Raw genomic sequence first — 24,226 nt, 5'->3', positions numbered from 1 at the left:
GAAGTCCTCACACATATGCGCCGTGTAGGAGTCGATCGCTAGGGTGTGGGACTGAGATGGCCAGCGAGACCTGTGGGGAAGCCTGTGCGTGAATACCTGCTGACGCTCTGCATCACGGCCGCGGTGACGTATCTGCTGACCGGGCCGGTACGGAAGTTCGCGATCGTGGCCGGAGCGATGCCGGAGATCAGGGCCCGTGACGTGCACCGGGAACCGACTCCGCGGCTCGGCGGGATCGCCATGTTCTTCGGTCTGTGCGCCGGTCTGCTGGTCGCCGACCATCTCAACAACCTCAACGAGGTCTTCGAGAAGTCGAACGAGCCGCGCGCCCTGCTCTCGGGGGCCGCGCTGATCTGGCTGATCGGCGTCCTGGACGACAAGTTCGAGATCGACGCCCTGATCAAGCTGGGCGCGCAGATGATCGCCGCGGGTGTGATGGTGATGCAGGGTCTGACGATCCTGTGGCTGCCGATCCCGACCGTGGGCACGGTCGCGCTGACCCAGTGGCAGGGCACCCTGCTCACGGTGGCCCTGGTCGTCATCACCATCAACGCGGTCAACTTCGTCGACGGCCTCGACGGTCTCGCCGCCGGCATGGTGTGCATCGCGGCGGCCGCGTTCTTCATGTACGCCTACCGCATCTGGTACTCGTACGGCATCGAGGCCGCCGCCCCGGCGACGCTGTTCGCGGCGATCCTGATGGGGATGTGTCTGGGCTTCCTGCCGCACAACATGCATCCGGCGCGGATCTTCATGGGCGACTCGGGTTCGATGCTGATCGGGCTGGTGCTGGCCGCGGGCGCGATCTCCGTGACGGGCCAGGTCGACCCCGATGTGATGAAGCTGTTCTCCGGTTCCGAGCGCAACGCGGTCCATCAGATGGTGCCGGTCTACATCCCGCTGCTGATGCCGCTGACGATCATCGCGATCCCGGCCGCCGACCTGATCCTGGCGATCGTGCGCCGCACCTGGCGCGGCAAGTCGCCGTTCGCGGCGGACCGCGGGCATCTGCACCACCGGCTGCTGGAGATCGGCCACTCGCACAGCCGCGCGGTGCTGATCATGTACTTCTGGTCGGCGTTGATCGGGTTCGGGGCGCTCGCCTACTCGGTCAACTCGGCTTCCATGTGGATCGTGCTGGGTGTGGTGTTCCTCAGTGCGATCGGGCTGGCGCTGCTTCTGCTGCCGCGCTTCACGCCGCGTGCGCCGCGCTGGGCCGAGGCCTTCGTCCCGCCGCGCTACCGACGCCGTCGTGCCGCCGTGGTCGCCGCGCAGGAGCAGCCCGCGCCCGCTCCGGCCGCCGTCGCAGAGGCGCCGGAGAAGGAAGAAGAGAAGGAACACGAGCAGGCAGCGCAGGAGCAGCAGACGCCGGTCGGGGTGGGTGTGGCGAGGGTCAACGGGGCGACCGCGATCGGTGGCCGCCGCAGCTCCAAGGTAAGAATCTGACTAGAGCATTGCCAACTCGTGGGAGAAGCGGGAGAGGGCAAAGTCCCCCATTAGCAGACAACCTCCCCCGGTTTCCGCACGGACGCGCACTGTCACTCTCATGTGTGACACCGGGCACACCTTCCAGGTAAAGACCTCATCAAATAGTTTGTGATACGGTTCACGAGAACCCCCGGATAGAGCCGAAGGGCCGCAGTACGACGGTCTTTCGGAGCGAGGTGGCGTGAGGTCTCTCGCCCTTCGGGCCGGGACTACGCTCGTCCATGACGACACCTGCCCCCCTTGAATGCGGAGTTGCCGCCATGCAGTCCAACGACGTACGAACGCTCCTGCACTGTGCCCTGCCCACCGCGCTCGCGGGTGCGGCGGGAGTCGCGGTGAGCGCCGCCGTTGCCGGCGGCAAAGGAGCGCTCGGCGCCGTCCTCGGCGCGGTACTCGTGCTGCTGTTCATGGGCGGCGGACTGGTGGTGCTGCTGCGCACCGCGCGCCAACTTCCCCATCTGTTCCAGTCGATGGGGCTGTTGCTCTACACCACCCAGATCCTGCTGCTGATGATCGTGCTGATCACGTTCAAGGGGACCTCGGCCTTCAACCCGAAATGCTTCGCCTTCACGCTGCTCGCGTCCACCCTGGTGTGGATGGCGGCCCAGGTGCGCTCGCACATGAAAGCCAAGATCCTCTACGTCGAGCCGGATTCCGCTCGGACGTCGTCGTGACCTGTAGGGCCGGTGTAAAGGGACTTCCGCTCTTTTGCTATGGTCTCGCCACAACTGCGGCAGAGCTGGCGCGGGCGGCAAGCGTGCCTGTGACGTCTCACGGTTCGGAGCCCAGTCGCCGCCCCCTTATCCGCAAGTCCAGTCCAGTGCCGTCCCGCGGTCGCAGGCCGCGCCGACACATCGAGGTTGCCGTACCCATGCGCCACGCTGAAGGAGCTCGCGGTGAGTAACGCCAAGACGCTCGCCTTCGAGACCGACTGTCATATTTTCGACGGGTGCGGTTTCCCGACCCCCGGCCTGCACTCGTTCATGTTCGAGCCGCTCTTCACCGTCGGCGGCATCGAATTCAACAAGCCGATGCTGCTCTCGCTGGTGAGCACCGTCCTCGTCATCGGATTCTTCTGGGCCGCCTTCAACAAGCCGAAGCTGGTTCCGGGCAAGCTCCAGATGATCGGCGAGGCCGGCTACGACTTCGTACGCCGCGGGGTCGTCTACGAGACGATCGGCAAGCGCGAGGGCGAGAAGTACGTCCCGCTGATGTTCTCGCTGTTCTTCTTCATCTGGATCATGAACCTCTGGTCGATCGTCCCGGTCGCCCAGTTCCCGGCCACGGCGGTCATCGCCTTCCCGGCCGGTCTCGCCGCGCTCGTCTACATCGTGTGGATGAGCATCACGTTCAAGCGCCACGGCTTCGTCGGCGGCTTCAAGAACATCACCGGGTACGACCGTTCGCTCGGTCCCGTGTTCCCGATGGTCATGTTCTTCGAGTTCCTCTCGAACGTGTTCATCCGGCCCTTCACGCACGCCGTCCGGCTCTTCGCCAACATGTTCGCCGGCCACGTGCTGATCCTGATCTTCACCATCGGAACCTGGTACCTGCTCAACGGCATCGGCATCGCCTACTCGGCGGTCTCGTTCCTGATGGTGCTCGTGATGACGGTCTTCGAGCTGTTCATCCAGGCCCTCCAGGCCTACGTCTTCATCCTCCTGTCCTCCAGCTACATCCAGGGCGCGCTCGCCGAGCACCACTGAGCACGCTGATCACCATCCCCTGAACTTCCGGTGGCCAACCCCCACCGGCCTGTGTAAAGAGAAGGAAGTTACGGCATGTCCGCTCTCGACACCCTCGCCGCGGTCGAAATCAAGGGCAACCTCGCTGCCATCGGCTACGGTCTCGCGGCCATCGGCCCCGGCGTCGGCGTTGGCATCATCTTCGGTAACGGCACCCAGGCGCTGGCCCGCCAGCCCGAGGCCGCCGGCCTCATCCGCCAGAACCAGATCCTCGGCTTCGTGCTCTGTGAGGCGCTCGCCCTGATCGGTCTGGTCATGGGCTTCGTCTACCCGTCTGCCTGACGGTCTCGGCCGACGAGAGAATTCCACGGAAGGAACTGATGTGATCTCGCCCTTGCTGCAAATCGCGGCTGAGGAGGAGTCCCAGAATCCTCTGATCCCGGAGATCCCCGAGCTCGTCATCGGTCTGATCGCGTTCGCGATCGTGTTCTTCGTCCTGGGCAAGAAGCTCCTTCCGAACATCAACAAGGTTCTGGAAGAGCGCCGCGACGCCATCGAGGGCGGGATCGAACAGGCCGAGATTGCTCGGACCGAGGCTCAGAGCGTTCTGGAGCAGTACAAGGCACAGCTTGCCGAGGCCCGTCACGAGGCCGCGCGACTGCGCCAGGAGGCACAGGAGCAGGGCGCCGCGCTCATCACAGAGATGCGCGCGGAAGGCCAGCGCCAGCGCGAGGAGATCGTCGCCGCCGGACACAGCCAGATCGAGGCGGACCGCAAGGCCGCCGCGTCCGCGCTGCGTCAGGACGTCGGCAAGCTCGCCACCGAACTGGCCGGCAAGCTCGTCGGCGAGTCCCTTGAGGACCACGCCCGCCAGAGCCGCGTCATCGACCGCTTCCTCGACGAGCTCGAGGAGAAGGCCGAGGCGTCTCGATGACCGCACACGGAGCGAGCCGCGAGGCATTCGCAGCAGCCCGTGAGCGTCTCGACGCGCTCACGGACTCCACGTCCGTGGACGCGGCGCAGCTGGCCGGCGAGCTGGCGGCCGTCACCGCGCTGCTCGACCGCGAGGTCGGCCTGCGCAGGGTCCTCACCGACCCGGCGCAGGCGGGCGACGCCAAGGCCGACCTGGTCCAGCGCCTCCTCGGCGCCCAGATCAGCGCCACCACCGCCGATCTGGTGTCCGGCACGGTGCGTTCCCGCTGGTCGCAGTCCCGCGACCTGGTGGACGTGCTGGAGGAGCTGGCGAACATCGCCGACCTCACCGCCGCACAGCAGGCCGGCACGCTCGACGACGTCGAGGACGAGCTGTTCCGCTTCGGGCGGATCGTCTCCTCCAGCACCGGGCTGCGCGCCGCACTGACCGACCGGAAGGCCACCGTCTCGGCCAAGAGCGAGCTGCTGAGCAGCCTGCTCGGCGGCCGGGCCGACGCGGCCACCGAGCGACTGGTGACGCGCCTCGTGACCGCGCCCCGGGGACGTAGCCTGGAAGCGGGCCTCGAGGCCCTGTCCAAGCTCGCCGCGGAGCGCCGGGACCGCATGGTCGCCGTCGTCACCTCGGCGGTACCGCTGAGCGACCCGCAGAAGCAGCGCCTCGGCGCCGCCCTCGCGAAGCTCTACGGCCGCTCGATGCACCTCAACCTCGACGTGGACCCCGAGGTCCTCGGCGGGATCCGGGTGCAGGTCGGCGACGAGGTGATCAACGGCTCCCTCGCGGACCGCATCGAGGACGCCGCCCGCCGCATGGCGAGCTAGCAGCAACTCAAGACCGCAGTACGAACTGATGGCGGCCCTGGTTGGGCCGTGCAGAGGATTCACCTCTTTCAGGGGGGAGTCCCCATCCCCCCAAAGTGAAACTTCGGGCCCAACAAGGAGAGCAGGGAACCCAGATGGCGGAGCTCACGATCCGGCCGGAGGAGATCCGGGACGCGCTGGAGAACTTTGTCCAGTCGTACAAGCCGGACGCGGCCTCGCGCGAGGAGGTCGGTACGGTCACCCTTGCCGGCGACGGCATCGCGAAGGTCGAGGGCCTGCCCTCGGCCATGGCCAACGAACTGCTGAAGTTCGAGGACGGCACCCTCGGCCTCGCGCTCAACCTGGAAGAGCGCGAGATCGGCGCCGTCGTCCTCGGTGAGTTCAGCGGTATCGAGGAGGGCCAGCCGGTCACCCGTACCGGTGAGGTCCTGTCGGTCGCGGTGGGCGAGGGCTACCTCGGCCGCGTCGTCGACCCGCTCGGCAACCCGATCGACGGCCTCGGCGAGATCGAGACGTCCGGCCGCCGTGCCCTGGAGCTCCAGGCTCCGGGTGTCATGGCCCGTAAGTCGGTGCACGAGCCGATGGAGACCGGCTACAAGGCCGTCGACGCGATGACCCCGATCGGCCGTGGTCAGCGTCAGCTGATCATCGGTGACCGCCAGACCGGCAAGACCGCCCTGGCCGTCGACACGATCATCAACCAGCGTGACAACTGGCGCTCCGGCGACGTGAAGAAGCAGGTCCGCTGCGTCTACGTCGCCATCGGCCAGAAGGGCTCGACCATCGCCTCCGTGCGTGGCGCCCTCGAAGAGGCCGGCGCGCTGGAGTACACGACCATCGTCGCCGCCCCGGCGTCCGACCCGGCCGGCTTCAAGTACCTGGCGCCGTACACCGGTTCGGCCATCGGTCAGCAGTGGATGTACGAGGGCAAGCACGTCCTCATCATCTTCGACGACCTCTCGAAGCAGGCCGACGCCTACCGCGCCGTGTCGCTGCTGCTGCGCCGCCCGCCGGGCCGTGAGGCCTACCCGGGTGACGTCTTCTACCTGCACTCCCGTCTGCTGGAGCGCTGCGCGAAGCTCTCCGACGACCTGGGCGCCGGCTCGATGACCGGTCTGCCGATCGTCGAGACGAAGGCCAACGACGTCTCGGCGTTCATCCCGACCAACGTCATCTCCATCACCGACGGCCAGTGCTTCCTGGAGTCCGACCTGTTCAACGCCGGCCAGCGTCCGGCCCTGAACGTCGGTATCTCGGTCTCCCGCGTCGGTGGCTCCGCCCAGCACAAGGCGATGCGCCAGGTGTCCGGCCGGCTGCGCCTCGACCTCGCCCAGTACCGTGAGCTGGAGGCCTTCGCCGCCTTCGGCTCCGACCTGGACGCCGCGTCGAAGTCCCAGCTGGAGCGTGGCCAGCGCCTGGTCGAGCTGCTCAAGCAGCCGCAGTACCAGCCGATGCGGACCGAGGACCAGGTCGTCTCCGTGTGGGCCGGCACCACCGGCAAGATGGACGACGTTCCGGTCGCCGACATCCGCCGCTTCGAGACGGAGCTGCTGGAGTACCTGCACCGCAAGGAGCAGGGCCTCATGACCTCCATCAAGGAGGGCGCCAAGATGTCGGACGACACCCTCATCGCTGTTGCCGACGCGATCGCCGAGTTCAAGAAGCAGTTCGAGACCTCGGACGGCAAGCTTCTCGGCGAGGACGCCCCGGCCGCGGCCAAGTGACGTAAGGAAGGGACCTGACTCATGGGAGCCCAGCTCCGGGTCTACAAGCGTCGCATCCGATCCGTCACCGCGACCAAGAAGATCACCAAGGCGATGGAGATGATCGCCGCCTCGCGTGTCGTCAAGGCGCAGCGCAAGGTGGCGGCCTCCGCGCCGTACGCGACCGAGCTCACCCGCGCGGTCACGGCGGTCGGTACCGGCTCGAACACGAAGCACGCGCTGACCACGCAGGCCGAGACGGTCGTGCGGTCCGCGGTGCTGCTCCTGACGAGCGACCGTGGTCTCGCCGGCGCCTTCAACTCCAACGCCATCAAGGCCGCGGAGCAGCTGACGGCGCGCCTCGAGGCCGAGGGCAGGCAGGTCGACACGTACATCGTCGGCCGGCGTGGTCTCGCGCACTACAACTTCCGTGAGCGCAAGGTCGCGGAGTCGTGGTCGGGCTTCACGGACGAGCCGACGTACGCGGACGCCAAGAAGGTCGCGGCCCCCCTGATCGAGGCCATCGAGAAGGACACGGCGGACGGCGGCGTGGACGAGATCCACATCGTCTTCACCGAGTTCGTCTCGATGATGACGCAGACGGCGCTCGACGACCGTCTGCTGCCGCTCAGCCTCGACGAGGTGGCCACGGAGTCCGCGGCGCCGAAGGGCGAGATCCTTCCGCTGTACGACTTCGAGCCCTCGGCGGAGGACGTCCTCGACGCCCTTCTGCCGCGCTATGTGGAGAGCCGCGTCTACAACGCTCTCCTCCAGTCGGCAGCTTCGAAGCACGCCGCCACGCGGCGCGCGATGAAGTCGGCGACCGACAACGCCGGAGAGCTCATCGAGACGCTCTCCCGCCTCGCCAACGCGGCCCGCCAGGCCGAAATCACCCAGGAAATCAGCGAGATCGTCGGTGGCTCCGCAGCCCTGGCCGACGCGACCGCGGGGAGTGACAGGTAATGACGACGACAGTTGAGACGGCCGTTGCCACGGGCCGCGTCGCCCGGGTCATCGGCCCGGTCGTCGACGTGGAATTCCCCGTCGACGCCATGCCGGAGATCTACAACGCCCTTCACGTCGAGGTGGCCGACCCGGCCCAGGACGGCGCGAAGAAGACGCTGACCCTGGAGGTCGCCCAGCACCTGGGTGACGGCCTGGTCCGCACCATCTCGATGCAGCCCACCGACGGTCTGGTCCGCCAGGCCGCCGTCACCGACACGGGCACGGGCATCACGGTCCCGGTCGGCGACTTCACCAAGGGCAAGGTGTTCAACACCCTCGGTGAGGTGCTGAACGTCGACGAGACCTACGAGGGCGAGCGCTGGTCCATCCACCGCAAGGCCCCCAACTTCGACGAGCTCGAGTCGAAGACCGAGATGTTCGAGACCGGCGTCAAGGTCATCGACCTGCTGACCCCGTACGTCAAGGGCGGCAAGATCGGTCTGTTCGGTGGTGCCGGCGTCGGCAAGACGGTGCTCATCCAGGAGATGATCTACCGCGTCGCCAACAACCACGACGGTGTCTCCGTGTTCGCCGGTGTCGGTGAGCGCACCCGTGAGGGCAACGACCTCATCGAGGAGATGGCCGACTCGGGCGTCATCGACAAGACCGCCCTGGTCTTCGGTCAGATGGACGAGCCCCCGGGCACCCGTCTGCGCGTGGCCCTGGCCGGTCTGACCATGGCGGAGTACTTCCGCGATGTGCAGAAGCAGGACGTGCTGTTCTTCATCGACAACATCTTCCGCTTCACGCAGGCCGGTTCCGAGGTGTCGACCCTGCTCGGCCGGATGCCCTCCGCGGTGGGTTACCAGCCGAACCTGGCCGACGAGATGGGTCTCCTCCAGGAGCGCATCACCTCGACCCGTGGTCACTCGATCACCTCGATGCAGGCGATCTACGTCCCCGCGGACGACCTGACCGACCCGGCCCCGGCCACCACGTTCGCCCACCTCGACGCGACGACGGTGCTCTCCCGTCCGATCTCGGAGAAGGGCATCTACCCGGCCGTGGACCCGCTGGACTCCACGTCCCGCATCCTGGACCCGCGCTACATCGCGGCGGACCACTACAACACCGCGATGCGCGTCAAGACGGTGCTGCAGAAGTACAAGGACCTCCAGGACATCATCGCGATCCTCGGTATCGACGAGCTGGGCGAGGAGGACAAGCTCACCGTCCACCGTGCCCGTCGCGTGGAGCGCTTCCTGTCCCAGAACACCCACGTCGCCAAGCAGTTCACCGGCGTCGACGGGTCGGACGTCCCGCTGGACGAGTCGATCACCGCGTTCAACGCGATCATCGACGGCGAGTACGACCACTTCCCCGAGCAGGCGTTCTTCCTCTGTGGCGGTATCGAGGACCTGAAGGCCAACGCCAAGGAGCTGGGCGTCTCTTGAACTCCCTGAGTTCTGGTGAGGGGGCGGGCGCGTCCCGCCCCCTCACGCACGCCCCTTAGACTTGTAACCAACACCCGGCAAGACCCGCCGGGTGGTGACCCGAGGAGCCACCTTGGCTGCTGAGCTGCACGTCGCGCTGGTTGCGGCCGACCGAGAGGTCTGGTCCGGCGAGGCCACCCTGGTCGTCGCGCGCACCACGTCCGGCGACATCGGCGTCATGCCCGGTCACCAGCCGCTGCTCGGTGTGCTGGAGTCGGGCCCGGTGACCATCCGTACGAGTGATGGTGGAACGGTCGTCGCCGCGGTGCACGGCGGTTTCATCTCGTTCGCGGACAACAAGCTGTCGCTGCTGGCCGAGATCGCCGAGCTGTCGGACGAGATCGACGTCCAGCGCGTGGAGCGCGAGCTCGAGCGCGCGAAGGCGGAGGGCGACGCCGCCGCCGAGCGCCGCGCGGACGTACGACTGCGTGCGGCGGCGACGCGCTGACCCGCGAGCCTGCATGACGTCACTCAGCCGCGGTCGGCTCCGGAGCAATCCGGAGCCGACCGCGGCTGAGGCAGATCTGGATGTTTTTTCCGTTCCGTTACCTATTTTCGGTACCTAGGAGACGAGGAGGTCGGTGTCGATGGTCCTCGCTCTGACTGTGTGCGGAATCGTCGTGGCCCTGGGGGCGCTGGGGCTGTTCGTCTTCGGTCTGCGTCGCAGACTCATCCAGCGTTCCGGCGGCACCTTCGACTGTTCCCTGCGCTGGGACGTACCCGAGAAACCGGACACCAGCGGAAAAGGCTGGAGTTACGGGGTCGCCCGCTACAACGGCGACCGCATCGAGTGGTACCGCGTCTTCTCCTACGCCTACCGTCCGCGCCGGGTGCTGGAGCGCGGCTCGATCGAGGTGGCCGGCCGCCGGCTTCCCGAGGGCGAGGAGGAGCTGGCGCTGCTGTCCGACGCCGTCGTCCTGGTCTGTCTGCACCGGGGCACGCGCCTCGAACTCGCCATGAGCGAAGACGCGCTGACCGGTTTTCTCGCGTGGCTGGAGGCAGCCCCGCCCGGACAGCGCGTCAACGTCGCTTAGCGGCTTGGCCGCTTTGCGGGTGGCGGCCTACAGGTTGTTGCTGATGGCGTTCACCAGCTCTCCGTTCGCGGTGTCACCGCTGAACTCCCAGAAGAACGCGCCGCCCAGGCCCTGGTTCTTGGCCCAGGTCATCTTCCCGGCGATGGTGGCCGGGGTGTCGTACGACCACCAGTTGCTGCCGCAGTGCGCGTAGGCCGTGCCGGCGATGGTGCCGGTGGCCGGGCAGGACGTCTTGAGGACCTTGTAGTCCTCGATGCCCTGCTCGTAGGTGCCCGCCGCCGGGCCCGTGGCCGTGCCGCCCGGGGCGTCCTGGGTGACGCCGGTCCAGCCGCGGCCGTAGAAGCCGATGCCGATGAGCAGCTTGTTCGCGGGGACGCCCTTCGCCTTGAACTTGGCCATCGCGTCGGCCGTGGTGAACCCGGCCGTCGGGATGCCGCTGTACGAGGTGAGCGGCGAGTGCGGGGCCGTCGGGCCCTGTGCGGCCCATGCGCCGAAGAAGTCGTACGTCATCACGTTGTACCAGTTGACGTACTGCGCCGCGCCCGCGTAGTCGGCGGCGTCGATCTTGCCGCCGGAGGAGCCGTCGGCGGTGGTGGCCGCGGTGACCAGGTTGCCGGTGCCGAACTTGGCGCGCAGCGCGGACATCAGGTTCTTGAAGGCCGCGGCGCCGGAGGTGTCGCAGGACAGGCCGCAGGCGTTGGGGTACTCCCAGTCGATGTCGATGCCGTCGAAGACGTCGGCCCAGCGCGGGTCTTCGACCAGGTTGTAGCAGGACTGCGCGAACGCGGCCGGGTTGGCGGCGGCCTGGGCGAAGCCGCCGGACCAGGTCCAGCCGCCGAAGGACCACAGCACCTTGATGTTCGGGTACTTGGCCTTCAGCTGGCGCAGCTGGTTGAAGTTGCCGCGCAGCGGCTGGTCCCAGGTGTCGGCGACGCCGCTGACGGACTGGTCGGCGGTGAAGGCCTTGTCGTAGTCGGCGTAGGAGTCGCCGATCGCGCACTGGCCGTTCGTGACGTTGCCGAAGGCGTAGTTGATGTGGGTGATCTTCGCGGCCGAGCCGGACGTCACGAGGTTCTTGACGTTGTAGTTGCGGCCGTAGATGCCCCACTCGGTGAAGTAACCGAGTTTCACCTTGTTTCCGGTGGTCGGGGGATTGGTGCCGCCGCCCGTGGTGTGGACCGCGACCGCGCCGCTGACCGGGCCGGTCTGGTCGGCGGTGTCGCGGGCCCGCACGGTGTAGGAGTAGTCGGTGCCGGCGCTCAGGCCGGTGTCGGTGTACGAGGTCGTCGTGACGGTGGCGACCTTGGCGCCGTCGCGCAGGACGTCGTAGTTCTTGACGCCCTTGTCGTCGGTGGCGGCGGACCAGGTCAGTTTCACCGAGGTGTCGGTGACGGCGGAGGCGGTGGGGGTGCCGGGGGCCGTCGGGGAGGCATCGCCCGGGACGGTCGTGCCGTCACAACTGTCGCCGTTCAGCTTGCAGTTGGACGGGGAGCCGGAGCCCGCGCCGTTGAAGCCGAAGGAGACGGAGGCGCCGGGGGCGATGGAGCCGTTGTAGGACTTGTTCTTGGCGGTCCAGTGGGTGCCGGCGGACGTGACGTCGGCGTCCCAGGCGGAGGTGACGGACGTGCCGGAGGGGAAGTCCCATTCGACGGTCCATGAACTGATGGCGGTGGTGCCGGTGTTCTTCACCGTCCACCTGCCCTCGAAACCGGTGCCCCAGTCGGAGGCCTTGGTGTAGGTGGCGGTGGCGGTGCTCGCGGCCTGGGCGGGGCTCGCGAGGCCGACCAGTCCGGCCAGTGGGAGCAACAGCGTCGCGAACCCTGCCGCGGCTCTGTGTCTGAAGCGCATCCTGCGCCTCCTCGGGGGGAGTCGGGGGGGCGTGACTGAGCCTTCACGCCCACGGTGCCGCGAGAATAGAAAGGTCTGGACCACGGGTCAATAGGTCTGGACCACTCTCGTCGTGGGCGCCCGTCGAGACGTACCGGTCAGCCCCCGATCCCCAACTCCTGTGCCAACACCGCCGCTTGCACCCGGCTGCGCAGCTCCAGCTTCCCCAGCAGCCGACTGACGTGCGTCTTCACCGTCGCCTCCGCCATGTCCAGCCGCACGGCGATCCCCGCGTTGGGCAGCCCCTCGCCGAGACAGGCCAGCACCTCGCGCTCGCGCCGGGTGAGCGTGTCGAGGACGGCGGGGTCCGCCCTCGGCTCCCGGACCGGCTTCGCGGCGAACTCGGCGATCAGCCGGCGGGTCACGGCTGGGGCGATCATCCCTTCCCCGCCCGCCACCGTGCGGACCGCCGACAGCAGATCCCGCGCCTCCGTGTTCTTCAGCAGGAACCCGGCCGCACCCGCCCGCAGCGCCCCGAACACATACGCGTCCAGGTCGAAGGTGGTCAGCACCAGGACGTCGGCGAGGCCCTCCTCGACGACCTTCCGGGTCGCCGACACCCCGTCGAGCCGCGGCATCTGAACGTCCATCAGCACCAGGTCGGGCCGCAACTCCCGGGCCAGCGCCACCGCCTGCTCGCCGTCCGCCGCCTCGCCGACCACCTCGATGTCGGGCGCACTGCGCAGGATGAGGACGAGTCCGGCGCGCACGGCGGACTGGTCCTCGGCGACCAGGACCCGGATGGCGGAGCTCATACGGGCTCTCCTTCCACGAGGGGGAACGTGGCACGCACCGTCCAGCGGGAGCCCTCCGGCCCGGCGTCGAACGTGCCGCCCAACAGCGCCGCCCGCTCCCGCATCCCCACCAGCCCGGCGCCCGAACCCGGCGCGCGCGGCCCGTCCCGGTGGCCGTACGGGCTGCGCACCCGCACGTCGAGCATGCCGTCGCGTTGCACGAGGGCGACGGTGACCCGGCCGGGGCACGCGTGCTTCAGCGCGTTGGTCAGCGACTCCTGGACGACGCGGTAGGCGGCGAGTTCGACGGGGGCGGGAACCTGACCGTGCTCCGCGTCGAGACCGACGTCCAGGCCGTTGGCGCGGGCCCCGTCGACCAGGGCCTCCAGGCCGTCGAGCGTGGGGGCCGCGGCCGGCTCGTGGTCCCCGCTGCCGTCACGCAGGATCCCGATCAGCCGCCGCATCTCCGCCAGCCCCTCCACGCTGTTCTCGCGGATCACCGACAGGGCCTGCCGGGAGGTGTCCGCATCGTCGAGAGAGAGGGCCGCCGTCGAGTGGATGGCGATCGCGGAAAGGTGATTGGCGACCATGTCGTGCAACTCCCGTGCCATCCGCGCCCGTTCGGTCGCGACGGCCTGGGCGCGGTCCATCTCCGCGAGCAGCGCGATCTGTTCGGCGCGCAGCCGGGCGGCCTCGGCGGCGTCCCGGTGGTTGCGCACGATCCACCCGGTGGCGGCGGGCGCATACGCCACGACGCCCACGACCACGCCGATCAGCAGCGCCTCCGGCACCCGCCACACCGCGTACGGCACCAGCGTCCCGGCCACCGAGAGCAGCCCGGTGATCCACTGGATACGGCGGGCCGACGCGAGCGGGCCGTACAGCACGGCCGCGTACATGATGTCGGTGAACATCAGCACGGTGGACAGATTTCCCTGGGTCACGACGTCCGCGGTGACCGCGGCGGTGGCCGTCAGCAGGGCCGCGCGCGGAGCCGTCCGCCGCACCAGCTCGCAGCCGGCCATCACGGTCAGCGGCAGCAGCACCGGCCACGGACCGTCGAACAGCGTCACCGGATCGCGGGACGGCCGCGTGGCCAGCCGCAGGGCCACCAGCAGCAGCCCGCCGAGCAGCCCGCCGACCGCGATGTACACGTCGAAGCGATGCGGGCGGGGCAGTCGTCGTACGGCCATGCCCTCCATCCAACACGGCCGGCGCCCCCTCCGCCTGCCCCCCGGGGACGGTCCCGAACTGCATCTTTCGATGTACCGCGAGTTCCTCACCGCCGACGACGAGAGGTGCTCTCCCGGACGGGAGCCTGGAACGGTGAGCGAGAAGAGGAGCGAACCGTGATCGTCGGACTGATCATCGCCTGCGAGGTGGCCTTCTGGGTGCTGCTGGCCGCCGGGCTGGCCTTCCGGTACGTGTTCCGGATGCCGCGTCTGGGCCTGGCCCTGCTGCTGTGCGAACCGCTGCTGGAGGTCGTGCTGTTCGCGGTGACCGCGATCGACCTCAAGAACGGCGCCGAGCCGGACTGGCGGCACGGCCTCGCCGCCGTCTACATCGGCTTCACCGTGGGCCTCGGCCACTCCACGATCCAGTGGGCCGATGCCCGCGTCGCCCACCGCTTCGCCGGCGGCCCGCCGCCCGCGCGACCGCCGAAGTACGGCACGGCCCGCGCCGTCCACGAGTGGAAGGTCGCGGGCCGCTGGATCCTCGCCGCGCTGGTCGCCGCGGCCCTGCTCCAGGCGGCCGTCTGGTACGTCGGCGGCGACGGCGAGACCGGCTCACTGCGGGCGTGGCAGCAGCGGATGCTGTTCGTCATCGGCATCAACGTCGTCATCGCCGCGAGCTACACCCTGTTCCCGAAGCGTGAACCGAAGCGTGAACCGGCCAAGATGCGATAGCCGAAACGTCAGCGCTCCCCGCCCGGCACCCAGAGCACGTCGCCGACCGCCTTGTTGGCCGTGCGGGCCAGAATGAACAGCAGGTCCGAGAGGCGGTTGAGGTAGGTCGCGGTGAGCGGGTTCATCACCTCACCGTGCGCCTCCAGCGCGGCCCAGGTGGAGCGTTCGGCCCGTCGGACGACCGTGCAGGCCTGATGGAGGAGGGCAGCGCCCGGGGTGCCGCCCGGGAGGATGAACGAGCGCAGCTTCTCCAGTCGCTCGTTGAAGCGGTCGCAGTCCGCCTCCAGGCGGTCGATGTAGAACTGCTCCACCCGCAGAGGAGGGAACTGGGGGTTCTCCACCACCGGCGTCGACAGGTCCGCGCCCACGTCGAACAGGTCGTTCTGGACGCGGGTGAGGACCTTGACGAGCTCCTCGTCCAGCCCGCCCAGCGCGAGCGCCGTGCCGATCGCCGCGTTCGCCTCGTTGGCGTCGGCGTACGCGGCGATCCTGAGGTCGGTCTTGGCGACCCGGCTCATGTCGCCGAGGGCGGTGGTGCCCTGGTCGCCGGTCCTGGTGTAGATGCGCGTCAGATTGACCATGCGGCCAATCTAGACCGTCTCCGACGCCGCGTTCCGTTCCGTTCGTCACTGCTGTCGGCACCTGGTCACTCCCGGGCCAATCGGCGTGAATCGGGCAGGATTTGACGACGTGACCGGCGTCTCACGCCCTGAGACGTGAAACGCGTTACTAACCGGTCACACAGCGCCTCCCGCCCGCTAATCTCCCGCCGAGAGGCATACGGACAGGTCACCGGAGCGGCTGCGCCGGATGGTTGACGCCGGTGACATCGGACGCGTGAGCGGGCAGGGCTTCTACAGGCACCGAAACCGCACAGGCCCCATGGGCCTCACCCCTGCGGGTGAATTCGGTATCGGTTCGCTCACAGACGGCAACCTCCGACCGCCTCGCGCAGTCAGAGGTTCAGTCAGAGGTTGCACCACCGGACACCACACCGCGGAGCACGAGACGCACGCTTAGGGGAGCGCTATGCACATCAGGGGCGACCACGTCGAGCTGGTCGTCGGGGGCCGCCTCGACGTCGTCAGCGCGGCGGACGCCCGTACGGTCCTGCACACGGCCGTCGACGACGGAGTCGGCGACCTGGTGCTCGACCTGTCCGAGCTGGACTCCTGGGACGCCACCGGGCTCGGCGTCATCATGGGCGTCCACCGACGGGCCGGCCGCTGCGGCCGGCGTCTGGTGCTGCGCGGCGTACCGCCGCAGATGCAACGACTGCTGGTGGCCACCCGGCTGCACCGGATCCTCGCGATCGAGGGCGGCATCGGCGTGGAGTCCCTGCCCCGGGTGTGACCCATCAGGGGCGTGGCCTGCGGCGGGAAACGTGCGACGGGCGCAATCCTCATAAGACTGTGACGCTTCGGGCGGCCCGGCACCCCCGGCTGTCGTAGATACTGTGCGAAGGTTTACGGTTCGTCTGCCCGCCGCCCTCAGCCCTCGAGCGGGCACCGGACCAGAAGCGACAGCGCAGTGTGCGGCAAGGCCGGGAGGGGCTACCGCCACACGACGCTTTTGGGGGGCTTGACCTATGGACCCGAACACCCGGGGACCCGAGGAGTACGGCCGCGAAGACGACGGCCGAGCGCCGCGCCCGCGCCCCTCCAGGGACCCCCTGACGCCCGACTTCGGCCAGCACACGCCGGCCCAGGCCCGCACGGTGCGGCTCGTCGCCGGCGCACACCTGCTCACGGTCAACCCGGTCGACGGCAGCGAGATAGAGCTCTGCCCGCCCACCGAGCGGTCCGAACGGCCCGCCAAGCGCACCCCCGAGCAGCGCGCCGAGACCGAGCGCGCCGCCCGGCCGCCCGCTCCCGCGGGCCCGGCCCGGCCCGCGAGGCCGCTCCTGGGCCGCCAGGACGAACGCGAACAGCTGGTCCGCCTCCTCGCCCGCGGCCGCTCGGTCCGCCTCACCGGCGCTCCCGGCTCCGGCCGCACCAGCCTCCTCGACCTCGTCGCCGAGGACTGCGAGGACCTCGCCCCCGACGGCGTCGTCCGCCTCACCGGCCTCGGCCGCACCACCTCCGAGCTGTTGCACGACCTCTTCCACGCCGTCTACGACGCCCCCCGCCACCGCCCCGACGACGACGACCTGCACGCCTTCGTCCGCGAGATCGGCGCGGTCGTCGTCGTCGACGACCTCGCCCTCGGCGGCGCCGCCCTCGACGAACTGCTCGATGCGACCCCCGAGTGTGCCTTCCTGCTCGGCGCGACCCCGGACACCCCGCTGCCCTCCGCGGACTCCGCCGTCGAGGAAGTCGTCCTCACCGGACTGGACCGCGCGGGCGGCGTCGAGGTGATCGAGCGCGCCGTCGGCCGCGTCCTCACCGAGGAGGAGGCCAACTGGGCCGGCGACCTCTGGTTCGAGTCCGAGGGCCTCCCGCTGAGGTTCGTCCAGGCCGGCGCCCTGCTCTCGCAGCGCGACCAGCTGCGGGCCAGCGCCGACGCCGTCGACGCGTTCGGCGTGTTCGAGGACGCCAGGCCGTTCACCGCCCCCCTCGACGCCGTCGACGCGGCCGGGGCGGGCGACGCCGAGGAGATATCCCTCCCCTCGCTCGGCGAGGCCGCCGCCCCCGCACCGCTGCTCGCCGCCCGCCTCAGCGCCTCCGCCCGCGCCACCCTGCGCTTCGCCGTCGCCCTCGGCGGCGAGGTCCCGCACCAGGCCCACCTGCCCGCGCTCGTCGGCGACACCCACGCCGACGCGGCCCTCGGCGAACTCACCGCCTGCGGACTCGTCTCCCCGGTCGGCCCCCGCTACCGGCTCGCCGCCGGCGTCCAGGCCCAGCTGGAGGCCGCCGGATACGCCGACGACATCGAGGCCCGCGCCCACACGGCCGCCCAGCACTACGCCTGGTGGGCCGGCCACCCCTCGGTCACGCCCGAGCGGGTCTGCGCGGAGGCCGACGCCGTCCTCGCCGCCCTCACCGTGGTCGTCCCCGCCACGACCCGACCCGCCGAGGACGAGGAAGCCACCGCCGTCCAGCTCGCCCGCACCGCGGCACCCGCGTTCGCCGCGGGCCTGCACTGGAGCGCCTGGCAGAGCAGCCTGCACGAAGGCGCCGAGGCCGCCAGGCTCGCCGGCGAGTCCGCCGACCGCGCCTACTTCCACCACGAGCTCGGCATCCTCGCCCTGTGCTCCGGCGAACTCGACCGGTCCCGCTCCGAGCTGGAGGCCTCCCTCGCCCTGCGCGGCACCATCGCCGACAAGCGCGGCACCGTCGCCGGCCGTCGCGCGCTCGCCCTGGTCGCCGACGCCTCGGGCGACGTCCCGGGCCTGGCCGCGGCGACCGCCGCAGAGGAGGTGCCCGACGCCCGCCACGAGGAGTCGGCGTCCCCGCCGCGCGGCATCGTTCAGGCGGCGCTGCCGACGTTCCCGCCGGAGGCCGAGACCCTCGTCTCCCGCCGTGAAGCCCCCGCCCCGCCGGCCCGGCACAGCCGCGGCGGCCTGAAGGGCCTGGCCAAGCGCAACCTCGTCGCGGTCGGCGCGGGCGCCCTGCTCGTCGCCGTGCTCGGCACCGTCGTCACGCTCGGCGCGACCTCCGACAACGACGCCAACGACCCCACCCGCCAGGGCGGCGCCAACCCCACCGCCAGCACCGGCGCGGGAGGCGGCGGCCTGGACTCCGACACCCCGAGCGACGACACCGGCTCCACCGACACCGGCGACGCGACCAGCAGGCCGACGGACCCGGGCCCGGACGGCACGATGGGCACGTCCGACGACCCCACACCCACGGGGGAGGCGGAGCCGTCCTCCGGGGCGAGCAGCTCGCACGGGACGGGGGGCGGGGGGCCTTCGGGTACGCCGAAGCCGTCGTCGTCGCCGAGTTCGACTTCGAGGCCCTCGACGTCATCGTCGCCGTCGGCAAGCCCGTCCGAGTCGGAGACCTCGACTCCGACAGAGACCAGCACCCCGCCCAGCGGAACCCCGTCCGGCACCGCCTCGACCTCGACGTCGGCCAGCAGCTCGATGTCGTCCTCGCCCGCGAGCTCGATCAGTTCCTCCAGCTCCTCCGCGTCGAGCACGCCGGACCAGGTGATCTGAGCCTTCGGGCACACGAGAAGGGCCGGGTTCCGCACAGGAACCCGGCCCTCGTCGTCGTACCGATGCTCAGAACAACCGCAGCTTGTCGTCCTCGATGCCGCGCATCGCGTCGTAGTCGAGGACGGTGCAGCCGATGCCGCGGTCCGTGGCGAGGACGCGGGCCTGGGGCTTGATCTCCTGGGCCGCGAACACGCCTCGCACCGGCGCGAGATGCGGGTCGCGGTTCAACAGCTCCAGGTAGCGCGTGAGTTGCTCGACTCCGTCGATCTCGCCGCGTCGCTTGATCTCCACCGCGACGGTCTGGCCGTCCGCGTCCCGGCACAGGATGTCGACCGGGCCGATGGCGGTCATGTACTCGCGGCGGATGAGGGTGTAGCCCTCGCCGAGGGTCTCGATGCGGTCGGCGAGCAGTTCCTGAAGGTGTGCTTCCACGCCGTCCTTGATCAGGCCGGGATCGACGCCGAGTTCGTGAGACGAGTCGTGGAGGATCTCCTCCATCGTGATGATGAGCTTCTCGCCGCCCTTGTTGACGACCGTCCAGACGCTCGCCGCGCCCTCGGATTCCCCCGAGTCCTCCTTCAGCGTGCAGGGCGGCGACATCCAGTTCAGGGGCTTGTAGGCCCGGTCGTCCGCATGGATGGAGACGCTGCCGTCCGCCTTCACCAGAATGAGGCGGGGGGCGGAGGGGAGGTGGGCGGTGAGCCGGCCGGCGTAGTCCACGGAGCACCGGGCGATGACGAGACGCATGGTGCACAACGCTATCCGACGCCCCACCGCCCACGCGATTCTCCCTCCCGTCGCCCACCACCACCCTGACCGAGAACCTTCGGTTCGCCCCTTTTGATCCAGCGTCTCCCACCACCACCCTCAACTGAGGCCCCTTCGGGCCCGCCCCTTTTGATCTGGAAACTGATCCTTCGACGGGCTACTCGACAGTGGCCGATTGTGTGCCTACTTGCAGTTCCCTATGTGCCCATTCTCCTGGTGCCGTCACCGTCCGTTGCCTACCGTAGTGAACGGGAGGTCGCGATGCGTGTACTCAGCGTGTTCGGTATTTCGGCATGCGAACTCCCTTTCCCTGTCCGGCAACCCCTGTTGTTCCGGGGGTGCGAGAGGAGTACCCATGTCGCTCGACGTCTCACCGGCCCTACTCGAACAGGCCGAGCGAGGCGAGGTCGACGAAGCAGAATTCGTCGACTGCGTCCGGACCTCCCTGCCCTATGCATGGGAGATGGTCAGCTCCCTGGTGGCCCAGCTGAAGGTGGACGGCGGAGCATTCGCCGACAACCAGACGCCCCCGCCGGACGAGCAGGCACGCGGGCAGTTGCTGCGCGCGCTCGCGAGTGACGCGATACGCGGCGCGCTGCAGCGGCACTTCGGTGTGCGTCTGGCCTTCCAGAACTGCCACCGGGTGGCGGTGTTCCCGTTGGACTCGGCTGTCGACGAGAAGCTCGCCCGCTTCACCTCGGTCCGCAGCCAGGTGCTGAACCAGTCCCCTGAGTTCCGGGACTGCTGAGGCACCCGTGTGAGCCTCTTGCTTGCCGCTCCTGACGCGGGAGGTGCCATCAGCAGTACGGGAGCGGCAGGCTTCGTGGTCGGCTGGGCTGTTCACCGGAGGTGGGGGAGCACCTCCGAGCCCAGCCGTCGTACGTTCTCCTCGGTGGCGGCCAGGTCGCCGGAGCCCTCGACGAGGAGGGCGAAGCGCGAGATGCCGGTCCGCTCGCTGGTCGCCGCGAGACGGTCGACGCACAGCCGGGGGGTGCCCACCGGGTGCAGCCCGCAGAGGAGTTCGGTGTACGCCGCCGGGTCCCGCATGCTGCGGGCCCGGCCGTCCACCGTCACATGGGCGTCGAGTCCCTGCTTCAGCCAGCCCGGCATCGCCTTCATCAGCGTCTCCACCGCGTCCGTGCGCCGGTCCGCGATCTGGCAGACGCCCGCCGAGACATGCGCCGCTTCCCGGATCTCGTCCCCGGACCGGCCGGCGGCGCGCGCGTACTGCCCCCAGCGGGCGACCATCTCGGCCTTCTCCTCGTCCCCCACGTGCATGCCCAGCAGCATCGGCAGTCCGCGCTCGGCGGCCAGCCGCACGCTCGCAGGCGAGGTGCACGCGACGACGACCTCCGGGCCCGACGCCTCCGTCAGCGCCTCCGACGGCCGCGGTACGACGGCCACTTCGCGGAAGCGGAAGCGCTCGCCGTCCGCCGCCACCGAGGGTTCGCGCAGCCAGCGGACCAGCAGATCGAGTGATTCCGGGAACCCCTGTTCATACGCGTCGAGGCCCGAGCCGAACACCTCCAGGTCGACCCACGGGCCGCCGCGGCCCACACCCAGGGAGAAGCGGCCGCCGCTCGTCAGATGCAGCAGCGCGGCCTGTTCGCCGAGGGCGACGGGGTGGACGGTGGGCAGTACGCTGACCGCCGTGCCGACCCGGATGCGGCGGGTGCGGCCCAGCAGTAGAGCGGCGAGCGTGACCGCCGACGGGCACGTGCCGTACGGCACGAAGTGGTGCTCGGCCAGCCATACCGAATCGAGACCCGCCTCCTCGGCCACCTCGGCCGAGCGGACCGCGCGGTGCAGCGCCTCCCCCTGACCCTGGCCCGGGAACTGGGCCCCCAACACGAAACTTCCAACGCGCATGGACTTTCCTGCTTCCTTGGCTCCGACACGGAGCTCCCCCACCCGGCATAACCGTCTGACACGTGCCGAGGACACGGCCTGGCGAAGAGATTTGCGGATTGTCTGCAGAATGCGTCGTGGTGTGTCGTCGTGCGTCGTCATACAGCGTCCGGGAGGGGGACTCATAGGGCTCGCCGTCCTACGGGTACCCGCGTGCTTGCCGCGTAGGCTGGACGCCAAACCTGCTTCCTGTATAGCCCCGTGAGGTGTCCCGTGTCCCCGCGTCGCAACCGACCCAAGGGTGAGGGCTCGTCCGGCCGCAGCGCCGAGGACGACCGCGAGAGCCGTTACGGCGGCTGGCAGTCCGCGGAGAGCTGGCAGGGCGAGCGGTGGAGCGTACGGCACGTGGCGGGCGCGAGTGCCCAGGGCAAGGCGTACCGCTGCCCCGGCTGCGACCAGATGATCCCCGACGGCGTCCCGCACGTCGTCGCCTGGCCCGAGCACGCGGGGGTCGACGACCGCCGCCACTGGCACAAGGCGTGCTGGAACGCACGGGACCGCCGCACCCCGGGGATGCAGCGGTCCCGTAACGCACCCAGGTTCTAGGGCAGTTCAGGGGTTCTGGTGCTCCAGTGCTCCAGTGCTCCAGTGCTCCAGTGCCCCGGTGGACGGTCAGACGTCCCGCTTCTCCAGCAGGGCGAAGGCGCCGCCCAGGACGACGGCCGTCGTGCCCAGCGCGATCCACAGCGGGTCCCAGCCCGAGGGGCCGCTGTCGCTGAGCGAGCTCGAGTAGAAGACGCCCAGCTGGTTCGGGATCGAGTACTCGAACAGGATCCGCTGCAGGCGCTCCAGCGACGACGAGAACATGAAGATCGCGATGACCAGCGGAGCCAGCAGAACGCCGATCATGATGGTGATGGCGCCGGCCGAGTGCCGGATGATCGAGCCGACGGCGAGCGAGAGCAGCCCGAGCAGCGCCACGTAGAGGGACACGCCGAGAGTGGCCTTCAGCCACTCCCCGCCGGTCGGCTGCCGTGCCTCGGTCAGCATCGCCACGTGCACCATCGCGACGAGGCCGGACGACAGGAACGTCACGACGAACGCGACGGCGAAGAACACGACCGACTTGGCGGCGAGGACCCGGCCGCGCGACGGGCAGGCCACCATCGTGGTGCGGATCATGCCGGTGCCGTACTCCGAGGCGGTGGTCAGCACGCCGAGCGTGATGACGCACATGCTGCCCAGCAGGATGCCGAAGAAGCCGAAGGAGAGCGCGGTGTCGCCCTTGAGGTCGCTCTCGGAGGCGTTCGCGGCCACCACCGCTCCGGCCAGCAGCCCGATGCCGATGACGAGCAGCACGAACACACCCAGCGTCCACATCGTGGAGCGCACCGACCGGATCTTCGTCCACTCCGAGGCGATGGCGTGCCCGAGGTGGGTGGGCACGATCGGGATCGGCGAGGTGTAGGCGGCGCCGGGCGCGCCGTACGAGGGGCCGGGAGCCGCCTGCCAGGCGGGCGCGACCTGCGGCGAGGGGTGCTGCGGGGTGCTCATCGGGCGTCCTCGGACTTGTTCGGGGCGTCGGCGGCGGAGGGAGAGGGCGAGGCGGAAGGGGACGGGGTAGCGGCGGCGGGGGTCTTGTCCAGCGACGGGGCGGGGGCGGCGGCCGGGGCCGCGTCGGCCGGCTGTGCGGGGGTCTGGGCGTACGGGTTGGCTGCGCCCTGGCCGGGAGTCGGGGTGGGGGCGCTCGGGGCGCCGTATGCGCCGTGGGAGGCCGCCGGGGGTGTCTGGGCCGGCTGCGGGGGTGCGTAGCCCGGCTGCTGCGGGGGCGGCGGGGCGTACCAGCCGGGCTGGCCCTGGCCGGGCACCGGCATCTGCAGGGGCGGCTGCGCGCCGGGCGGCAGCTGCTGCTGGAGGCCGGCCTTCTGGTCGATGGTCGACCGGTAGTCGACGGCGCCCTGCGTCATCCGCATGTACGCCTCCTCCAGCGAGGCCTGGTGCGGCGACAGCTCCCACAGGCGTACGTCGGCGTCATGGGCGATGTCGCTGATGCGGGGGAGGGGCAGTCCCGTCACCCGCAGCGCGCCGTCCTGCTCGGGCAGCACATGGCCGCCCGCCTCGGTGAGCGCGGAGGCCAGCTTCTCGCGCAACTGCGGCTCCGTGTGCGGGGTGCGCACACGCGCGAAGTCGGCGGAGTTGGCCGAGATGAAGTCGGTCACGCTCATGTCGGAGAGCAGCTGCCCGCGCCCGATGACGATGAGATGGTCGGCGGTCAGCGCCATCTCGCTCATGAGGTGGGACGATACGAAGACCGTGCGGCCCTCCGCCGCGAGGGACTTCATCAGGTTGCGCACCCAGAGGATGCCCTCGGGGTCGAGGCCGTTGACCGGCTCGTCGAAGAGCAGCACCTGAGGGTCGCCGAGCAGCGCGGCGGCGATGCCGAGCCGCTGGCCCATGCCCAGGGAGAAGCCCTTGGAGCGCTTCTTGGCCACGTCCTGGAGGCCGACCACGCCGAGCACCTCGTCGACCCGCCGGGCCGGGATGCCGGACAGCTGGGCCAGGCTCAGCAGGTGGTTGCGGGCGTGCCGGCCGCCGTGCACGGCCTTGGCGTCCAGCAGGGCGCCCACCTGCCGGGCGGCGTTCGGCAGCCTGCGGTACGGGTAGCCGCCGATCGTCACCGTCCCGGCGGTGGGGTTGTCCAGGCCCAGGATCATCCGCATCGTCGTCGACTTGCCCGAGCCGTTCGGCCCGAGGAAGCCGGTGACGGCGCCCGGCCGTACCTGGAAGGAAAGGTTGTACACAGCGGTCTTGTCGCCGTACCGCTTGGTCAGGCCGACAGCCTCGATCATGCTCCGCACCCATCGAAAGGATCAGGACAGC

Annotated in this window: 24 protein-coding genes; 16 read left to right on the top strand and 8 right to left on the bottom strand. The window is 69.8% G+C overall.

What is annotated here, in order from left to right:
• Positions 1 to 84: 84 nt before the first annotated feature.
• The 11 genes from B5557_RS13940 to B5557_RS13890 all read left to right on the top strand — a co-directional run bounded on the left by B5557_RS13940 (position 85) and on the right by B5557_RS13890 (position 10,100).
• On the top strand, positions 85 to 1,446 hold the full coding sequence (locus B5557_RS13940) for an MraY family glycosyltransferase (RefSeq protein WP_079659519.1): 1,362 nt from the start codon (positions 85 to 87) through the stop codon (positions 1,444 to 1,446).
• 302 nt (positions 1,447 to 1,748) lie between these two features.
• Complete coding sequence (locus B5557_RS13935) at positions 1,749 to 2,162, top strand: hypothetical protein (protein ID WP_079659518.1); 414 nt, start codon at positions 1,749 to 1,751, stop codon at positions 2,160 to 2,162.
• Positions 2,163 to 2,384: 222 nt separating this feature from the next.
• Positions 2,385 to 3,194, top strand: coding sequence for a F0F1 ATP synthase subunit A (gene atpB / locus B5557_RS13930; protein ID WP_079659517.1), 810 nt, complete (start codon positions 2,385 to 2,387; stop codon positions 3,192 to 3,194).
• Between the two features lie 75 nt (positions 3,195 to 3,269).
• Positions 3,270 to 3,515, top strand: a complete 246-nt coding sequence (gene atpE, locus B5557_RS13925; protein WP_067259277.1) for an ATP synthase F0 subunit C — start codon at positions 3,270 to 3,272, stop codon at positions 3,513 to 3,515.
• Between the two features lie 40 nt (positions 3,516 to 3,555).
• Positions 3,556 to 4,107 (top strand): F0F1 ATP synthase subunit B, encoded by a 552-nt coding sequence (locus B5557_RS13920; RefSeq protein WP_079659516.1) that lies wholly within the window; start codon positions 3,556 to 3,558, stop codon positions 4,105 to 4,107.
• Positions 4,104 to 4,925 carry a F0F1 ATP synthase subunit delta gene (locus tag B5557_RS13915; protein WP_079659515.1) on the top strand — a complete coding sequence of 274 codons (822 nt, stop codon included), beginning with the start codon at positions 4,104 to 4,106 and terminating at the stop codon, positions 4,923 to 4,925. Before B5557_RS13920 ends, B5557_RS13915 begins: the two co-directional genes overlap by 4 nt.
• Positions 4,926 to 5,059: 134 nt before the next feature.
• On the top strand, positions 5,060 to 6,649 hold the full coding sequence (atpA, locus tag B5557_RS13910; protein ID WP_079659514.1) for a F0F1 ATP synthase subunit alpha: 1,590 nt from the start codon (positions 5,060 to 5,062) through the stop codon (positions 6,647 to 6,649).
• Positions 6,650 to 6,670: 21 nt separating this feature from the next.
• Positions 6,671 to 7,591 carry a F0F1 ATP synthase subunit gamma gene (locus tag B5557_RS13905; RefSeq protein WP_079659513.1) on the top strand — a complete coding sequence of 307 codons (921 nt, stop codon included), beginning with the start codon at positions 6,671 to 6,673 and terminating at the stop codon, positions 7,589 to 7,591.
• Positions 7,591 to 9,027: a F0F1 ATP synthase subunit beta gene (gene atpD / locus B5557_RS13900; protein WP_079659512.1), complete on the top strand. Its 1,437-nt coding sequence runs from the start codon at positions 7,591 to 7,593 to the stop codon at positions 9,025 to 9,027. Before B5557_RS13905 ends, atpD begins: the two co-directional genes overlap by 1 nt.
• Before the next feature lie 112 nt (positions 9,028 to 9,139).
• Complete coding sequence (locus B5557_RS13895; RefSeq protein ID WP_079659511.1) at positions 9,140 to 9,514, top strand: F0F1 ATP synthase subunit epsilon; 375 nt, start codon at positions 9,140 to 9,142, stop codon at positions 9,512 to 9,514.
• A 139-nt stretch (positions 9,515 to 9,653) separates the two neighbouring features.
• Entirely contained in the window at positions 9,654 to 10,100 is a 447-nt protein-coding gene (locus B5557_RS13890; protein ID WP_079659510.1) for a DUF2550 domain-containing protein, read from the top strand.
• 27 nt (positions 10,101 to 10,127) lie between these two features.
• Here the strand turns inward: B5557_RS13890 and B5557_RS13885 are convergent, their stop codons facing one another.
• From B5557_RS13885 to B5557_RS13875, 3 genes are all read right to left on the bottom strand, one after another.
• Entirely contained in the window at positions 10,128 to 11,948 is a 1,821-nt protein-coding gene (locus B5557_RS13885) for a glycoside hydrolase family 18 chitinase (RefSeq protein WP_079659509.1), read from the bottom strand.
• Between the two features lie 137 nt (positions 11,949 to 12,085).
• On the bottom strand, positions 12,086 to 12,742 hold the full coding sequence (locus B5557_RS13880; protein WP_079659508.1) for a response regulator: 657 nt from the start codon (positions 12,740 to 12,742) through the stop codon (positions 12,086 to 12,088).
• Positions 12,739 to 13,923, bottom strand: coding sequence for a sensor histidine kinase (locus B5557_RS13875; RefSeq protein ID WP_443031350.1), 1,185 nt, complete (start codon positions 13,921 to 13,923; stop codon positions 12,739 to 12,741). The genes B5557_RS13880 and B5557_RS13875 overlap by 4 nt, the downstream gene beginning before the upstream one ends.
• 147 nt (positions 13,924 to 14,070) lie before the next feature.
• Here B5557_RS13875 and B5557_RS13870 point away from each other — a divergent pair, with 147 nt between their 5' ends.
• Positions 14,071 to 14,628, top strand: coding sequence for a hypothetical protein (locus B5557_RS13870; protein WP_079659506.1), 558 nt, complete (start codon positions 14,071 to 14,073; stop codon positions 14,626 to 14,628).
• Between the two features lie 8 nt (positions 14,629 to 14,636).
• On the opposite strand, the gene B5557_RS13865 is transcribed toward B5557_RS13870, so the two are convergent.
• On the bottom strand, positions 14,637 to 15,209 hold the full coding sequence (locus B5557_RS13865; protein WP_079659505.1) for a cob(I)yrinic acid a,c-diamide adenosyltransferase: 573 nt from the start codon (positions 15,207 to 15,209) through the stop codon (positions 14,637 to 14,639).
• A 448-nt stretch (positions 15,210 to 15,657) separates the two neighbouring features.
• On the opposite strand from B5557_RS13865, the gene B5557_RS13860 reads away from it, so the two are divergent.
• On the top strand, positions 15,658 to 15,981 hold the full coding sequence (locus B5557_RS13860; RefSeq protein ID WP_079659504.1) for an STAS domain-containing protein: 324 nt from the start codon (positions 15,658 to 15,660) through the stop codon (positions 15,979 to 15,981).
• A 235-nt stretch (positions 15,982 to 16,216) separates the two neighbouring features.
• A complete protein-coding gene (locus tag B5557_RS13855; protein ID WP_079659503.1) occupies positions 16,217 to 18,730 on the top strand; it encodes an AAA family ATPase in 2,514 nt (837 codons plus the stop codon).
• 66 nt (positions 18,731 to 18,796) lie between these two features.
• Here the strand turns inward: B5557_RS13855 and nucS are convergent, their stop codons facing one another.
• A complete protein-coding gene (gene nucS, locus B5557_RS13850; protein WP_079664762.1) occupies positions 18,797 to 19,477 on the bottom strand; it encodes an endonuclease NucS in 681 nt (226 codons plus the stop codon).
• Positions 19,478 to 19,853: 376 nt separating this feature from the next.
• Between nucS and B5557_RS13845 the strand changes: the two genes are divergently transcribed.
• Positions 19,854 to 20,246 carry an SCO5389 family protein gene (locus B5557_RS13845; RefSeq protein ID WP_079659502.1) on the top strand — a complete coding sequence of 131 codons (393 nt, stop codon included), beginning with the start codon at positions 19,854 to 19,856 and terminating at the stop codon, positions 20,244 to 20,246.
• Positions 20,247 to 20,338: 92 nt separating this feature from the next.
• On the opposite strand, the gene B5557_RS13840 is transcribed toward B5557_RS13845, so the two are convergent.
• Complete coding sequence (locus tag B5557_RS13840; RefSeq protein ID WP_079659501.1) at positions 20,339 to 21,367, bottom strand: LLM class flavin-dependent oxidoreductase; 1,029 nt, start codon at positions 21,365 to 21,367, stop codon at positions 20,339 to 20,341.
• Positions 21,368 to 21,619: 252 nt separating this feature from the next.
• Between B5557_RS13840 and B5557_RS13835 the strand changes: the two genes are divergently transcribed.
• Positions 21,620 to 21,952, top strand: coding sequence for an ATP/GTP-binding protein (locus tag B5557_RS13835; RefSeq protein WP_079659500.1), 333 nt, complete (start codon positions 21,620 to 21,622; stop codon positions 21,950 to 21,952).
• Between the two features lie 66 nt (positions 21,953 to 22,018).
• Here B5557_RS13835 and B5557_RS13830 read toward each other — a convergent pair whose 3' ends face one another.
• Together B5557_RS13830 and B5557_RS13825 are read right to left on the bottom strand one after the other, a co-directional pair.
• Complete coding sequence (locus tag B5557_RS13830; RefSeq protein ID WP_079659499.1) at positions 22,019 to 22,900, bottom strand: ABC transporter permease; 882 nt, start codon at positions 22,898 to 22,900, stop codon at positions 22,019 to 22,021.
• Positions 22,897 to 24,195, bottom strand: a complete 1,299-nt coding sequence (locus B5557_RS13825; protein WP_079659498.1) for an ABC transporter ATP-binding protein — start codon at positions 24,193 to 24,195, stop codon at positions 22,897 to 22,899. The genes B5557_RS13830 and B5557_RS13825 overlap by 4 nt, the downstream gene beginning before the upstream one ends.
• Positions 24,196 to 24,226 lie beyond the last annotated feature (31 nt).

The organism is Streptomyces sp. 3214.6 (genome assembly GCF_900129855.1).
Taxonomy (GTDB): Bacteria; Actinomycetota; Actinomycetes; order Streptomycetales; family Streptomycetaceae; genus Streptomyces; species Streptomyces soliscabiei.
Note: the sequence above shows the minus strand (reverse complement) of the source record. Positions and strands in the feature narration are given on the sequence as shown.

Bases quoted from the DNA above. Each gene is read 5' to 3' on its own strand.
- B5557_RS13825 (WP_079659498.1), bottom strand. From the start codon at position 24,195: ATGATCGAGGCTGTCGGCCTGACCAAGCGGTACGGCGACAAGACCGCT.
- B5557_RS13935 (WP_079659518.1), top strand. From the start codon at position 1,749: ATGCAGTCCAACGACGTACGAACGCTCCTGCACTGTGCCCTGCCCACC.
- atpD (WP_079659512.1), top strand. From the start codon at position 7,591: ATGACGACGACAGTTGAGACGGCCGTTGCCACGGGCCGCGTCGCCCGG.
- B5557_RS13830 (WP_079659499.1), bottom strand. From the start codon at position 22,900: ATGAGCACCCCGCAGCACCCCTCGCCGCAGGTCGCGCCCGCCTGGCAG.
- nucS (WP_079664762.1), bottom strand. From the start codon at position 19,477: ATGCGTCTCGTCATCGCCCGGTGCTCCGTGGACTACGCCGGCCGGCTC.
- B5557_RS13845 (WP_079659502.1), top strand. From the start codon at position 19,854: ATGTCGCTCGACGTCTCACCGGCCCTACTCGAACAGGCCGAGCGAGGC.
- B5557_RS13915 (WP_079659515.1), top strand. From the start codon at position 4,104: ATGACCGCACACGGAGCGAGCCGCGAGGCATTCGCAGCAGCCCGTGAG.
- atpA (WP_079659514.1), top strand. From the start codon at position 5,060: ATGGCGGAGCTCACGATCCGGCCGGAGGAGATCCGGGACGCGCTGGAG.
- B5557_RS13875 (WP_443031350.1), bottom strand. From the start codon at position 13,923: ATGGAGGGCATGGCCGTACGACGACTGCCCCGCCCGCATCGCTTCGAC.
- atpE (WP_067259277.1), top strand. From the start codon at position 3,270: ATGTCCGCTCTCGACACCCTCGCCGCGGTCGAAATCAAGGGCAACCTC.
- B5557_RS13885 (WP_079659509.1), bottom strand. From the start codon at position 11,948: ATGCGCTTCAGACACAGAGCCGCGGCAGGGTTCGCGACGCTGTTGCTC.
- B5557_RS13865 (WP_079659505.1), bottom strand. From the start codon at position 15,209: ATGGTCAATCTGACGCGCATCTACACCAGGACCGGCGACCAGGGCACC.
- B5557_RS13860 (WP_079659504.1), top strand. From the start codon at position 15,658: ATGCACATCAGGGGCGACCACGTCGAGCTGGTCGTCGGGGGCCGCCTC.
- B5557_RS13840 (WP_079659501.1), bottom strand. From the start codon at position 21,367: ATGCGCGTTGGAAGTTTCGTGTTGGGGGCCCAGTTCCCGGGCCAGGGT.
- B5557_RS13905 (WP_079659513.1), top strand. From the start codon at position 6,671: ATGGGAGCCCAGCTCCGGGTCTACAAGCGTCGCATCCGATCCGTCACC.
- B5557_RS13890 (WP_079659510.1), top strand. From the start codon at position 9,654: ATGGTCCTCGCTCTGACTGTGTGCGGAATCGTCGTGGCCCTGGGGGCG.
- B5557_RS13855 (WP_079659503.1), top strand. From the start codon at position 16,217: ATGGACCCGAACACCCGGGGACCCGAGGAGTACGGCCGCGAAGACGAC.
- B5557_RS13880 (WP_079659508.1), bottom strand. From the start codon at position 12,742: ATGAGCTCCGCCATCCGGGTCCTGGTCGCCGAGGACCAGTCCGCCGTG.